Here is a 13,176-nt window from a genome sequence, read left to right on the forward strand (position 1 = left end):
GCACATGACCTGGCCGCCATTTCACGACCCCTCGTGCAGCGGCGTTCCGGCTCGGTCGACGATCGCGCGTAGCGCTTGGGCGTGTGCGCGCAGGCACCGGAGTCCGTGGTCGGTGGCGCGCACGGTGGTCTTGGGTATCCGGCCGGAATAGGTGCGCTGCTGCTCGATGTAGCCGTCCTTGCGCAGGGTGGTCAGCTGTTTGGACAGTGCCGAGTCCGACAGTGCGACCTCATCGCGCAGGTAGGCGAACTCGCACCACTCGGCCGCGGACAGCACCGACATGACGGCCAACCGCGTCGGGTCCGAGAGCAGCCGGTCCAGCTCCGGGCCGCTCATAGGTCCGCGCGCTGCCCTTCGACCGTGAGCACTCGCTGGCTCAGGGCGAACAGTCCGGTGGCCACGGCTGCGTAGAGTACGCCGGCGACCGTGTTCGGATAGCCGGGGACACCGAGTGCCGAGGCGATGGAGTGGCTCAGGCTCTCGCCGTACCGCGCGATCAGCCAGCCGATCACCGCCACGGCGAACAGCATGGCGATCAGGTCTCGTGGCGCCATCGACTGTCTCGGGGCCACCCCGCGTAGCAGGCTCAGCGGAGCCGCACGGCCGGCGATCCTGACCACCAGCGTGGCCAGCAGCGCGACCAGGATCGCGGCCGCGATCACCTTGGCGCCACCGATTCCCACGAAATCGTTCGCCGCCGTCGCCCCCGCGGAGAAGACGAATATCGCCGCGTAGTACCAGCCCGGCACCCGCGTCGCCCGCCTGGTTCGCCGCTGATGCGTCCGCATCAGCGCGAGCGCTTCCTCCGCCTGTCGTCGATCCTCGAACTCGCTCACCGCTGTCTCCTGTCTACTACTTGCCTAAGTGGAAAGTACATACTCTTTTCTAATTAGGCAAGTAGTGGGACCGGGGTCGACGGATGTCGGAGCGGATCGAGGCCGGTCAGTGCCGAACTGGCGGCCCACAGCCCGGCGGCGCTGTCGGGGTCGGTCAGGTGCGCGGGCGGTGTTTCTCGATGTGGTCGCCCACGGAGACCGAAAACCCTTGGCCCCCACAGCTCCCCGCCGGCGATGTCGGTATCCAGGACGGTGCGGACGATGGTCTCGGCCGCCGCGTGTTTCCCGTGCAGCGCAACACCCGCGGGCAGCCCGCGCAGGCGTTGGGCGGTGGTATGAACGAACAGCGGTGGCCGCGACGGGGTCAGCGAGTCCAGGGCGCCGCCGGGGTGGGCGACGATGCTGGCGCTGGTCGCACCGAGCGCACGCAGCCGGCGATCCAGTTCGAACGCGAACAGCATCTGGGCCAGTTTCGATCGCTCGTAGGTGCGCTTGGGCTGATAATCGTCTTCGGACTGCAGATCGGCCAGGTCCAGCCGCGCCGACCGCGCCGCGAAGCTGCCCACGGTGATCACGCGGCTGTTCGGGGTGGCGGTCAGAATCGGCGCCAGGTGGGCGACCAGTGCGAAGTGTCCGAGATGGTTTGTCGCGAAGGTCAGTTCGTGCCCTTGCGGACTCATGCGTCGATCGGGACCGGACAGCAGCACCCCGGCGTTGAGCACGACCGCGTCCAGGCTGTCGGCGCCGAGGTCGGCCACCGTCGCGGGCAGCGAGGACAGATCGGCAAGATCCAAGCGCACCCATCGGAGCCGGGCGGCCGGAACCCGTGCGCGGATCGCGCGTGCCGCGAGGTCGGCCTTGGCGGTGTCACGGCAGCCGAGCACCACGGTGGCGCCGGCGGCCGCGAGCTGCTCGGCGACGAAATACCCGATGCCCGCGCCGGCGCCGGTGACGAGAACTGTCTTCATGCCATCGACCATCGCCCAGGCCCCTTGCGCAGTCCTCACACGCCACTGGCGCGTGGCACCGCACCGTGTCTGACACGGGCACCGTCGCGGAGGGTCGGGTTAGGCCCAGGACGAAGGGGGCGTAGAGGTCGACCGGTCGACGATCAGCCCATCACCGGCGATGCGTGCGCAGTCGATACCTCGCGGGACTATCCGTAGGTGAACGAGTACGCCTGCATGCCGGGAGTGAACGTGACTTCGATGTGCCCCGGCTCGGCGGTGGGTGTCGAGGCGATGAGGTGTGTGGTCGGGGGTCCGGAGATCGGGATGACGGTCGTCGTCCCGTTGGCGGTCACCGTCACCGACCCGGCGCCGCCCACGTCCAGATAGACGTTCTTGGCGTGGTAGTCGAGTTCGATGGCCGGGTTGCCGGCGCCCGCGGTGGCGTTCTGGGCGCCGACGGTCCACTGTCCGCGATAGGCGAAGGTGTCGGCGGGCAGTGTCGCCGGATAGTCGAATCGGTTCGCGCCCTTCTGGTATGGACCGTTGCCGCCGTAGTTGGCGACCGAATCGGCGCCGAGGTAGGTCTCCACCGTCATCGACTCGGTCGGGGTCTGGTCGGCGACGTTGGTGGCGGGCCGCAGCGTCTTGCCGGGCTGCGCCTGGGTGAGCAGGGTGCGGATCAGCTGTTCGGTCGTGCCGTAGTCGCCTTCGCCGAACTTGACGTGCCGAACGACGCCGTCCGCGTCGATCAGATATTCGGCGGGCCAGGCCGGGTTGTTGTAGGCGGACCAGGTGCCGTAGTTCGGGTCCAGGGCGACGGGGTAGTCGATGTGCATCTTCGCGGCGGCGTCGGCCACGTTCGAGGGCACGTGCTCGAAGGCGTACTCCGGGGTGTGGACGCCGACGACTTCGAATCCGTCGCCGTGATAGGTGTTGTACCAGCTGATCACGTGCGGGATGGCGCGCTCGCAATTGATGCACGAGTAGGCCCAGAAATCCACCAGGACCACCTTTCCGCGCAGCGACGCCAGGCTGATCGGCGCGTTCCCCGGCGTATCGAGCCAGCCGGTGATCCCGGCGAATTCCGGTGCCTTCCCGCAGTTTTCGAGCTGCGACAGCCCTTCGGCACAGCGGGTCTGCTGGAAGCCGCCCGAATCGAGTTCGTGCTGGATTCGATCGGTGCCGCCGACCTTGTTCTGCAGCGCGGCGGTGTAGTCGGGGACCGCGCGCTGGATCACCTGCGGAAGGTTGAACACCAGTGCGCAGGCCAACCCGATCATCACCACGCCAGCGGCGATGCGAAGTCCGCGTTGACGCCGGCGCAGCGCGGCGATTCGCGCGGCCATACGGTTGCCCGCGAACGCGAACGCGAACAGCGGAATGCCGGCGCCGATCGCGAACGACACGGTCAACGCGATGGTCGGCAGGCCGACGTGGCGGGTGGCGCCGGCCACGATGATCGCGGCGAGCACCGGCCCGGCGCACGGAACGTAGAGCACGCCGAGCGCCAGACCGAGGCCGAATCCGCTCTTACCGGCGCCGATCTGTCGTTGCGGCAGTCGGGCGAAAGGGCGCTCGAGCAGCCGTTCGACGGCGGGGAACAGCAACCCCAGCCCGATCAGGATCAGCACCACCAGCCCGGCCCAGCGCAGCGCGTCCTGCGGCAGGTGCAGCAGCGACAGCACAGTCGATCCGATGAGCGTGACCACAGCGAAGCTCAACACCAGCCCGGCGACCACACTGTAGGGTCGCAGCGTTTCGGCCAGGGTGCGGCGGCGGACCAGCACATTGCCGGTTGCCGCGTCGCCGTCCGAGGGCTCGCGCCGCGCGTTCTGCGCACCCGCCAGCAGGACGACCGGTAGCACCGGAAGCACGCACGGGGAGATGCCGGTGATCAGTCCACCCACAAGACCGATGAGTACGAGCGTGTACATACCTACAGTACGGACTCGGCCACGCCGCAGTTCGATCCCACTATGTCGGCTCGCCGAGACCGCGCGTCATCCAGCCGGGCATGTCGAAGCGGATGGGTGACGGGCCGACCAGCACTGCCAGCTGTTTTTCCAGGCGCTCGAGTTCGGCGGAGCCGATCCGCCGTTCCCAGCGTTCGCGCAATTCGTCGAAAATCTCCTCGCCCTGGCGCAGCACCTGGAAGCCGAGGGCGGTGACCTCGAGGTGTTTGCGGCGGGCGTCGCGGGGATCGGTCTCCCGCGTCACGTATCCGCGTTCCTGGAGGAGCGCGATCGTCTTCGCGGCGGCCTGCTTGGAGACCGACAATCGGCGGCTGAGCGATGTGGCGTCATCGGCGCCCGCGGCGATGGCGCGCATGGCGAAGTCGTGGACGGGGCGTACGTCCTGGTAGCCGCGCTGAGCGAGCTCGTCGGTCGCATCGTCTACCAGTGAGCGGAAGCCCCCCAACAGAAGGAGCGCGAGATCGGCGCCTGAGCGGGACATGGCAGCAGAATACAGGGGCTTGCTATTAGACAACCTGGTTGGCTAATATTTTGGCAACCAGGTTGTCTAATTGAGGAGTCACGGTGGCCGCGATATCAGCCGGCGCAACTATTCCGGGGATCACCCACCATCGGGTGGAGGTGAACGGGACCACGCTGCACTATGTGTCGGCGGGCACCGGCGGGACCCCGATTCTGCTGGTCCACGGGTTCCCCGAAACGTGGTGGGCCTTCCACAAGCTCATTCCGATACTCGCCGCGGACCACCGCGTCATCGCCGTCGATCTGCGGGGCTTCGGCGACTCCGGCAACGGGCCCGGCGTGTACGACAGCGCCACCGTGGCCGAGGACCTGCACCTGCTGATCGATCGGCTCGGTGTCGGCCCGGTTCATCTCGCCGGGCAGGACATCGCCGGGGCGAGCGTGTTCCGCCTCGCGACCACACATCCGCGGGACGTGCTCAGCCTCACCGCGATCGAGACGATGCTGCCCGGGTTCGGATGGGAAGCACTCGCCGACGTCACACGCGGCGGCACCTGGTATATCGGCGTGCTGGCCGCGCCCGGTATTCCCGAGATGCTGCTCACCGGCCGCGAGCGGGAGTTCCTGGGACAGTTCGTGTTTCCGGCCATGACGGCGACCCCGGGCGCGATCACCGATGCCGACATCGATGAATTCGTCCGCGCCTACACTCGGCCCGACGGCTGGCGTGGAGCGATCGGCCTCTATCGGTCGTTGCTGCGCGAGGGCTCCGAGATCAGGGCTCTGGCGCACACGCCGGGGTTGACCGTGCCCGTACTCGCGGTCGGCGCCGGGGGAGGCCCTCGCACGCTCGCCGCGATGAGCGAGGCCACGGCCGCCGAGGTCGATTCGGTATCGCTCGACGGCGTCGGCCACTACGCCGCGATGGAGGCCCCGGAGCGACTGGCCGAGGCCATCATCGAGTTCACCGGACGCGTAGACGGGCACTGAGCGGATTGTCGGGCAGGCTGCTTTTCAGGGATGGGGGCTCGGGCCCCGGCTGGTCGGCCCTGTCCGATAATCTCCGATAAAGTATGGGCCGGACCAACTCCCGCTGACGCCGTTGCGATCTCGTTGGAGGATGGGTGCGGTTGGATCGGGAACGGCGGCGAGTGCCGTTACGCGGGAAGGACATCGACTGATGACGGTGCGGCGCATGGCAGCTGCGGTTGCGGCAGCGTTGGGAATCGCTGCGGCGGTGTGCGGTACGGAACCGGCGCAGGCCGATCCGCTGCCGCAGGTGCCACCGTTCGGCACGACGCTGCTCGCCTTCGGCGACGCGAATTTCTGTGCGGGAGCGATCAATATCGCGATGGAGGCCGCACCGCACAAACCCGGCCACGTGCTCGCGCATGTGACGCCGACGGGATATATGCACGGCCCCTGCGGCAATCACGTGGCGATCGGCTGGCTCGGCTCCCAGGGTCTGCGTTCCACGAACGTGTACGTGCATACCAACGGAAGGCCCGGGAAGACCGTCACCACGGACCTGTCGGTGGGCAGGGGCGTCGCCAAGATCATGGCCGACAGCTGGCCGATTCAGGGCAATTTCGCGGAGTGGTACATCTACGTGCCGTAGCTAGTCGTGCAGGGGAAGGGCATCGAAGACGTGTTGTTGCCAGAGGCGGCGTGAGGTCTCCTCTGGGTAGGGCAGTACGGGCCAATCGTCGTCGATGATCTGGACCAGTCGTCGCTCGGGATCGTAAGTGGGCCAGCCGGGTTCTCCGGTGGCGGCGAAACGGCCCCAGGTCGTTCGGATCCGGGTCGCCAACGTCGCGACGGTGTCGGGAGGCTGCGTGCCGAGCAGCATGGGGCCGAGCTGGTCGCCGAAGGTGCCGCGCAGCAGCGGGCCGTCCACGCCGTGGCAGGCGCCCAGCACGCCGTTGTAACCCGGTGTGCGCCAGGTCAATTCGTACATGTGTGCGCGGCCTCCGCCGGCCACCTGAGCCTCGGCCAGGTGCAGGGCGGGCATGCGGAACAGCCAATCGTTCTGGACGAGTTCGAACAAGCGGTCCGGGTTCGCGTCGGGATAGGCGGTGCGGTAAGCGTTTTCGCCGTCCGGGGCCGGTGCGAACGCCCGGAGCGTACGGGCGGCCAAGTCGTTGTCGACGGTGCCGAGCTGTCCGCTCAAGGCGATGAACAGCCGGCATTCGTCGCGGTTGTGGCCGATGATCAGCTCGACATCGCGCCCCGCTCCCTCGGTCAGCGCCTGCCAGGGGCTGCGGGTCATCACCGCACCGTCGACGACCGGGGCGAACAGGGTGATGGAGTGAGCGAGCGATCCCCAGCGATCCACGTGGTCGATCATGGCCGAGCTGACAGCGGTCCCGGCGGCCGGCAGCTGCCACGGATCGACGCCCGACAGGTCGGCCACGGTCGGGCGCAGTCCGATCTCACCGGCGATCGCGGCGCCGATGTCCGCGGCCAGCGCATCGGAGAGGTATACGCCCGGCATGCTCTGCAGGATGGCCCGGTGGAACAGTCCGCTCGCGCGTGGCACCGCCAACAGCGCCGCGATCGACCCGGCGCCGGCGGACTCGCCGCACACGGTGACCAGGTCCGGGTCACCGCCGAACGCCGCGATGTTCTCCCGCACCCATTCGAGCGCGGCCACCTGGTCGAGCAACCCGCGGTTGGCCGGTGCGCCGTCGATATGTGCGAACCCCTCGACACCGACCCGGTAGTTGAAACTGACCACGACCACATCGCCGTCTCGGGCAATCCGGTGCAGGTCATGGCCGGGACTGCCCGAGAAACCCAGCTTGTAAGCGCCGCCGTAGATCCACACCAGCACCGGGCGGCGCGCCTCAGGATCCGCCGTCCACACGTTGAGGGTGAGCCAGTCGTCGCTGGTAGGCGTCGGTAGCGACCCGGTGCGACCCGCGAAGGAGGTCTCCTGCGGGACCGGCGGGCCGTAGGAGAGCGCGTCGCGGATACCGTCCCAGCCGGTGACCGGCCGCGGCGCGGCGAAACGCGCCGGGCCCACCGGCGGTTGCGCGAATGGGATGCCACGGAACACGGCCAGGCCGTGCTCACGCTGCCCGCGTACCCGCCCGCCGGTCGTCCGGATCACCGGTTCGCTGAGCTGCCTCGCCTCTTCGGGCGCCACATCGGTCATCGTCATCCCTGTCAATCCGCGGCGAACCTGGGAGAATGTCATTCTCCTCAAGGAGAATACTGTACCTACGCGAGTTCGGTTGCCGTCAAGCAGCCAGCCCGCGTCGAATTGCAGGTCGCCTTCGGCACGATCTTCACAAAGGTGCCGACGCACCGACAACGAGGTGGGGGGTAAGCACATGGCAACAACGCACGCAGTGAGTGGCGCACGCGCCAAGGTCGTCATCGCCGACATCGACCTGGATCAAGGCCAGCAGGTCGCCGAGCGTTCTTGGTGGCGGCACGATGCCGGACGGCGGACGGTGGGCGGCATCGTGCCCCGTCGCCGATCTACCCGGCGCGGATGACGCCAAACATCGCTGTCGGGACCTTCGTGTGCAGTTCGCAATGATTGGGGCCCGGCGCTCGAGCTTCAGAGCAGACGGGACTTCAGTGCCGAAGCATCGCGGGGCGCCATGACATTCGCGTCGTTGTCGAAATAGACGAAGACATCGCCGTCTTCGGCCCATCGGCGAGTCTTCGTGGCCCATGATTCGATCAGCTCGTGGGTGTATCCGCTCACGTAGAGCTGCTGATGACCGTGCAGTCTTACATAGACGAAATCCGCGGTGACCTCATCGATCATCGGGTAGCTGCCCGCACTGTCGGCGATGACAGCGGCAACGCCGAACCGGGCAAGCAAGTCGGTGAATCGTGGTGTGAGGTAGTCCGGGTTCCGGACCTCCACGGCGAAGCGCATGGGCCGATCGGCATCGGTGACGACATGCGCATTGGGGACTCGCTCGTCATGGCCCTCCGCGATCGCGGCGGCCTCCGCCGTGGTGCGTGGTAGATGTGCGAGAAACTCACTCAGAGTTGTGTAATCGAATCCGAGGCGGGCGGGTAACTGCCACAGAATCGGGCCCAGTTTGTGCCCCAGCGCGAGCAATCCCGAGGCCAGAAAGTTCGCCAACGCCACATCGGCGTCGCGGAGACCTTTCATGTGGGTGATGAATCTGCTGCCCTTGACCGCGAATACGAAATCGTCCGGTGTCGAGTCCGCCCATCGTTCATAACTCGAGGCCCGCTGCAGCGAATAGAACGAGCCGTTGATCTCCACGCTGTCCAGCTGTTCCGAGAGGTAGGCGAGCTGTTGTTTTTGCGGGAGACCCGGCGGATAGAACACCCCACGCCACGATTGGTACGCCCATCCCGAGGTGCCGACATACGCCCGCCCCGCCGGACCGTCGCCGCGTACATGCGACATTCAATACCCTTTCGAGATCGCCCTGCCCGCGCCACGCGATCTGCGATGGAGTCCGCGATACGCCGAGCGCTGCCCAGTCGGCACCCGGTCTCACGACGTTTCGAGCAGTCGCGCGACCGGGCTGTCGGCGACCTGGCGCAGCAGTTGCGCGACATCGTCGCAGACATATGCTGCTCCCTCGGCCTCGAGTTCGGCACGCGAGATCCCGCCGCTGAGCACGCCGATCGCCGGCACACCGACGGCTGTGCACGCCCGCACGTCCCACACCGTGTCGCCGACGAAGACCGCTCGCCCCGGCGGCACACCGGCCCGGTCGAGCGCGATGCGCACGATGGTCGGGTCGGGTTTGGCGGATTCGACATCCTCACCGCCGGTCACCGCGTAGAGCACCGATTCGCTGTCCAGCAGTTCGCGCAGCAGCGACAGCTCATCCGGCGGCGCGGACGTGGCGAGCAGGATGCGCAGGCCTCGGGCATGTAGCTCCCCCAGAATCTCGCGTGCGCCCGGCAACAACGTCAGTTCGCCGGCACTGTCGAGATAGAACTGTGTGTGCAGATCATCGGCACGATCGGCGGCCGCCTCATCCAAGTCGCCGGCCAAGGTTTTGATCAGTTTTCCACCGTCCATTCCTATGGCGCGGTGAATGCGCCAGGTCGGCACAGTGGCGCCTGCCTCGCGGAATGCCTGGTGCCAGGCTCTGGCATGCAGATAGTTGGAGTCGACAAGGGTGCCGTCGACGTCGAACAGTACTGCTGCGGGGTCGTGCACGAGAACCTCCTCGCTCGGGCCGGTAGGGCGCCGGTCTCCACACGCTGTCTGACCAGAACGACCCCACGCGCAGTGTCTGCCTACCCGCTGTCGTTGAATTCAATCGGAGCCCTACCAGCGGCGAGTCGGCCACCGAAGCGCAGGTGCGGTGCGGCGAGTCGGTGCGCGCCGCCCTGTTTGCACGATGATGGCCCGGGTAGGCCAGCTGCATGAACGGACCTGCGAGCGATGCCGCTCCCCTTCGAGTTCTCGCATCGACTGGCGACGTCGCCCGGTGCGCGGCGCATCTGGCACGCACCCTGCGCCAGCATCCCTACCCCGCGCAGTGACAAGCGTATGGCCCTGTACGCGCCGAGTCGAGGACGGTATGTCATGCCGGCAGGCATTACGCGAATCCTGGTGGTAGTCCCGGTCCACAATGAAGAGCGTCTGCTGGCGCGGTGCCTGACCGCGCTGGAGCGGGCCGCCGCACGGGCCCAGGTTCCCGTCCGCATCCAGCTCGTTCTCGATGGATGCACCGACGCCTCGACCCGGATACCGGGGTCGGCGGTGGAAGTACTGGAGATCGATCAACGCAACGTCGGCGCCGCCCGCGCCGCCGGTTTCGCCGAAACCGGGTCCGGCTGCGGAGCCGAGACATGGTTCGCCACCACCGATGCCGACTCCGAGGTCGACCAGTGGTGGCTGCGCCGCCAGCTCGCCTACGCGCGAGCGGGCGCAGACGCCGTCGCCGGAGTCGTCAGCGTCCGGCGATGGTCCGACCATCGCCTGCTCACCGCGCGCCGGTACGAGCGTCGTTATCGGCGTCGGCTACGCGGTCGAGGCCACGGCCACATCCACGGCGCCAACCTGGGGTTCCGCGCCGACCTGTACTGGCGGACCGGCGGATTCCGGCACTTGCGCACGGGTGAGGACATCGACCTGGTATCCCGCATCGCGGCGGTCGGCGCCCGCATCGAATGGGCCGAGGATGTCGTGGTCGCCACCTCCGCTCGCCAGCTCGGCCGAGCCCCGGCGGGCTTCGCTGATCATCTGCGCCGCATCGACAATGCAGGGTAGAGGAGACGTCGTGCACGACAGCATCTTTCGCGATGACTCCGTGGCAGGGAAGCTGCGCGATCTCGCGGTCTCGGGGCAGCTGGCCATGCCTTACCCCGGATCCGGCGGAACCCTCGAACGCTGGCGACAACTGGCGCGGCTGTCCTTCGAGGACACCGTCGTGGGCCGACTCGCCGAAGCTCATGCGGACGCCGACGCCATCCTTGCCGAAATAGGTTCCCGCGCAGTCGGTCCCGGTGAGATATGGGGAGTATGGGCCGCCGAGCCGCCCACGCCCGTGCTCCGGGCGCGGATGGAATCGGGCGAATGGCTTCTGGACGGCCGCAAGCCGTGGTGCTCGGGCGCCACGATCTGTACCCACGCCTTGGTGACCGCCCGAACAGGTGAGCGGCGCCGACTGTTCGCCGTGGATCTGGACCATCCCGGAGTGCGGCCCGTACCCGACAGCTGGCATGCGGTGGGAATGCGTGAATCAGACTCCGGTGCAGTCGATTTCACCGGTGTACCGGCAGAGCCGGTCGGGCTCCCGGGTGAATACCTCACCCGGGCGGGGTTCTGGCACGGGGCGATCGGGGTGGCAGCGTGCTGGTACGGCAGCGCGTGCGCGATCGCCGGCGCGCTACACGAGCGCGCCGGCGCCGGCGCGGTCGACGACCACGCGTTCGCGCACCTGGGGGCGGTTACCGCCACGTTGCACGCCGCCCGGGTCTGCCTCGAGAACGCCGCACACGGCATCGACCAGGACCCCGATGACGGCTGTGGCACGGCTCGACTACGCGCCCGCACCGTGCGCGCGGTGGTCGAGGACGCCGCGACCACGGCCATCGACCGGGTCGGCCGTGCCCTGGGCGCCGGCCCGCTCTGCGCCGACGCCGCGCACGCGCGGCGTGTCGCCGACCTCACCGTCTACCTGCGCCAGAGCCATGCCGAACGGGATCTCGCCGAGCTGGGCCGGGATCGAGCAGAAGGAGAGTTCCGATGGCAGCTTCGCCGGTAATCGATCCCGCCGCCACCGGAACACCGCACGAGGTCTGGTCACGGTGGCGGCGGGGCCTGCCCGTCCTGCCCACCGCGGGGTGCCGGCACGTGATAGTCCTCGCCGCGCATCCGGACGACGAGGTACTCGGCGCCGGGGGCCTGATCGCGCTGGCCCGGTCACACGGCGTGCCGGTCACCATCGTCGTGGCCACGAACGGCGAAGCCTCACACCCGAATTCGCCCTCACACTCGCCCGAGCAACTCGCCCGTATCCGCATCGAGGAGTCCCGCCTGGCCGCCGGCGAACTGGCCGCCGAACCGCCGGTCCGGCTGGGCCTCGCGGACGGCGACCTCACCGCGCAGCAGACACTGCTCGGCGAACGGCTGCACGACATACTTTCCCGGCACGGCGGCGCCGACGCGCGATGTGTGAGCGTCTGGCGGCACGACGGGCATCCCGACCACGAGGCCGTCGGCCGCGCCGGCGCGGCGGCGTGCGGCCGCACAGGCACCCCGTTGATCGAATTCCCGGTGTGGATGTGGCACTGGGCCACTCCCGAACATCCACTGCTGCGCGGCATCGAGGCCCGCAGGCTACCCCTGCCCGGCACCGCACGTAACGCGAAAATCCGTGCCCTGAACCGGTTCCGGAGCCAGACCTTGCCGCTATCCGACGATCCGGCCGATCGCGCCATCCTGCCACCGCACGTGCTCGAACGCTTCACCGGGTCCGCGGAAGTGTTTTTCTTGTGAGCCACATACGCCTGCCCGCAGGCTATTTCGAGGACATGTACGCCAAGGACCCGGATCCGTGGGGGTTCACCACACGCTGGTACGAGCAGCGCAAACGCGCACTGACCCTCGCCGCGCTACCGAAGGCCCGATACCGGCGCGCGATCGAGCCGGGGTGCTCCATCGGCACGCTGAGTGAACAGCTGGCCGTTCGATGCGACCATTTGGTGTGCACCGATATCAGCGACCGGGCACTCGACCTCGCGCGCCGCCGCCTCGCCGCCCGTCCCGGCTCCCCGAGCGGCACAGTCGAATTCCGCCGCTGGGGCCTCGGCGACACGTGGCCCGGCGAACTGTTCGATCTGATCGTCCTGAGCGAGGTCTGCTATTACCTGGACGCCGACCCACTACGCGCGGCGTTCCGCGATGCGGCGCGCTGCCTCGAGCCCGGCGGCACCATGATCTGCGTGCATTGGCGGCACGAGGTCCCGCAGTACCCGTTGAGCGGCGACGAGGTCCACCGTATCGCGGCCGACACCCCGGGGCTGACCCGTCTGGCAGGTTACAGCGACGAGGATCTGCTCCTGGATGTGTTCACGGCCGGGGGCCGACGCCCGGTCTCGGTCGCGCGGTCCGAGGGATTGACACCAGAGGAGAAAGACTGATGCGCACGGCCGGCGAGTTCGGCACGCGCGGTCACCGGGTAGGGCCGCAGACCGCACCGCGGGAAGGGCCGCAGTGCGGTCGTACACCCTGATAGTCCCTGATCAGCGTGCACCCTGCCGTCATCGCCCGAGCCGCCGCGACCGCGGCGGTGCAGCTCGACGGTCGTTCAGTCCTCGGCGTCGGCAGGGGACGCCCCTGCCTCACTTCGCGTCTTGCCCCTTGCTACTCGAAAGAAGTTCCTGCGCCTTGGTTTTGGTGCCCTGGACCACGAGGTGCCAGCCGTTCGGGTCACCGCGCAGCACGGCCTCCGCGGTGGCCTTCATCTGGTCCCAGGTGGCGTGGGGCGGGAT

15 protein-coding genes and 1 pseudogene are annotated in these 13,176 nt (G+C 68.1%); 8 read left to right on the plus strand and 8 right to left on the minus strand.

What is annotated here, in order from left to right; translation table 11 throughout:
• Positions 1-21: 21 nt before the first annotated feature.
• The 5 genes from JZ791_RS18085 to JZ791_RS18105 form a co-directional block, all read right to left on the minus strand.
• Entirely contained in the window at positions 22-336 is a 315-nt protein-coding gene (locus JZ791_RS18085; protein WP_216896313.1) for a transcriptional regulator, read from the minus strand.
• On the minus strand, positions 333-836 hold the full coding sequence (locus JZ791_RS18090) for a hypothetical protein (protein WP_216896314.1): 504 nt from the start codon (positions 834-836) through the stop codon (positions 333-335). Before JZ791_RS18090 ends, JZ791_RS18085 begins: the two co-directional genes overlap by 4 nt.
• A gap of 53 nt (positions 837-889) precedes the next feature.
• Positions 890-1,804 (minus strand): SDR family NAD(P)-dependent oxidoreductase, encoded by a 915-nt coding sequence (locus tag JZ791_RS18095; protein WP_216896315.1) that lies wholly within the window; start codon positions 1,802-1,804, stop codon positions 890-892.
• A gap of 188 nt (positions 1,805-1,992) precedes the next feature.
• Positions 1,993-3,720, minus strand: a complete 1,728-nt coding sequence (locus JZ791_RS18100) for a cytochrome c biogenesis protein CcdA (protein WP_216896316.1) — start codon at positions 3,718-3,720, stop codon at positions 1,993-1,995.
• Between the two features lie 40 nt (positions 3,721-3,760).
• Positions 3,761-4,240 (minus strand): MarR family winged helix-turn-helix transcriptional regulator, encoded by a 480-nt coding sequence (locus tag JZ791_RS18105; RefSeq protein ID WP_216896317.1) that lies wholly within the window; start codon positions 4,238-4,240, stop codon positions 3,761-3,763.
• 83 nt (positions 4,241-4,323) lie between these two features.
• On the opposite strand from JZ791_RS18105, the gene JZ791_RS18110 reads away from it, so the two are divergent.
• Positions 4,324-5,211 carry an alpha/beta fold hydrolase gene (locus JZ791_RS18110; protein WP_216896318.1) on the plus strand — a complete coding sequence of 296 codons (888 nt, stop codon included), beginning with the start codon at positions 4,324-4,326 and terminating at the stop codon, positions 5,209-5,211.
• A 205-nt stretch (positions 5,212-5,416) separates the two neighbouring features.
• A complete protein-coding gene (locus JZ791_RS18115) occupies positions 5,417-5,839 on the plus strand; it encodes a hypothetical protein (protein ID WP_216896319.1) in 423 nt (140 codons plus the stop codon).
• Here JZ791_RS18115 and JZ791_RS18120 read toward each other — a convergent pair whose 3' ends face one another.
• The gene (locus JZ791_RS18120) at positions 5,840-7,384 is read right to left on the minus strand and encodes a carboxylesterase/lipase family protein (protein WP_254205890.1); all 1,545 of its coding nucleotides are present in this window, start codon (positions 7,382-7,384) and stop codon (positions 5,840-5,842) included.
• 172 nt (positions 7,385-7,556) lie between these two features.
• Here JZ791_RS18120 and JZ791_RS18125 point away from each other — a divergent pair, with 172 nt between their 5' ends.
• Positions 7,557-7,724, plus strand: a complete 168-nt coding sequence (locus JZ791_RS18125) for a hypothetical protein (protein WP_216896320.1) — start codon at positions 7,557-7,559, stop codon at positions 7,722-7,724.
• Between the two features lie 65 nt (positions 7,725-7,789).
• Here JZ791_RS18125 and JZ791_RS18130 read toward each other — a convergent pair whose 3' ends face one another.
• The gene (locus JZ791_RS18130; protein ID WP_216896321.1) at positions 7,790-8,623 is read right to left on the minus strand and encodes a DUF72 domain-containing protein; all 834 of its coding nucleotides are present in this window, start codon (positions 8,621-8,623) and stop codon (positions 7,790-7,792) included.
• A gap of 90 nt (positions 8,624-8,713) precedes the next feature.
• A complete protein-coding gene (locus tag JZ791_RS18135) occupies positions 8,714-9,391 on the minus strand; it encodes an HAD family hydrolase (RefSeq protein ID WP_216896322.1) in 678 nt (225 codons plus the stop codon).
• A gap of 372 nt (positions 9,392-9,763) precedes the next feature.
• Here JZ791_RS18135 and JZ791_RS18140 point away from each other — a divergent pair, with 372 nt between their 5' ends.
• The 5 genes and pseudogenes from JZ791_RS18140 to JZ791_RS45115 all read left to right on the plus strand — a co-directional run.
• Positions 9,764-10,450, plus strand: coding sequence for a glycosyltransferase family 2 protein (locus tag JZ791_RS18140; protein WP_216896323.1), 687 nt, complete (start codon positions 9,764-9,766; stop codon positions 10,448-10,450).
• Positions 10,440-11,447, plus strand: a complete 1,008-nt coding sequence (locus JZ791_RS18145; protein ID WP_216896324.1) for an acyl-CoA dehydrogenase family protein — start codon at positions 10,440-10,442, stop codon at positions 11,445-11,447. The genes JZ791_RS18140 and JZ791_RS18145 overlap by 11 nt, the downstream gene beginning before the upstream one ends.
• Positions 11,429-12,181: a PIG-L deacetylase family protein gene (locus JZ791_RS18150; RefSeq protein ID WP_216896325.1), complete on the plus strand. Its 753-nt coding sequence runs from the start codon at positions 11,429-11,431 to the stop codon at positions 12,179-12,181. Before JZ791_RS18145 ends, JZ791_RS18150 begins: the two co-directional genes overlap by 19 nt.
• The gene (locus tag JZ791_RS18155) at positions 12,178-12,825 is read left to right on the plus strand and encodes a class I SAM-dependent DNA methyltransferase (RefSeq protein WP_308162970.1); all 648 of its coding nucleotides are present in this window, start codon (positions 12,178-12,180) and stop codon (positions 12,823-12,825) included. The genes JZ791_RS18150 and JZ791_RS18155 overlap by 4 nt, the downstream gene beginning before the upstream one ends.
• Positions 12,826-12,923: 98 nt before the next feature.
• Positions 12,924-13,016: pseudogene (locus JZ791_RS45115) on the plus strand (LLM class F420-dependent oxidoreductase); the annotation flags it as partial.
• Positions 13,017-13,176 lie beyond the last annotated feature (160 nt).

The sequence above is a fragment of the Nocardia alni genome (assembly GCF_019038435.1).
Lineage (GTDB): Bacteria > Actinomycetota > Actinomycetes > Mycobacteriales > Mycobacteriaceae > Nocardia > Nocardia alni.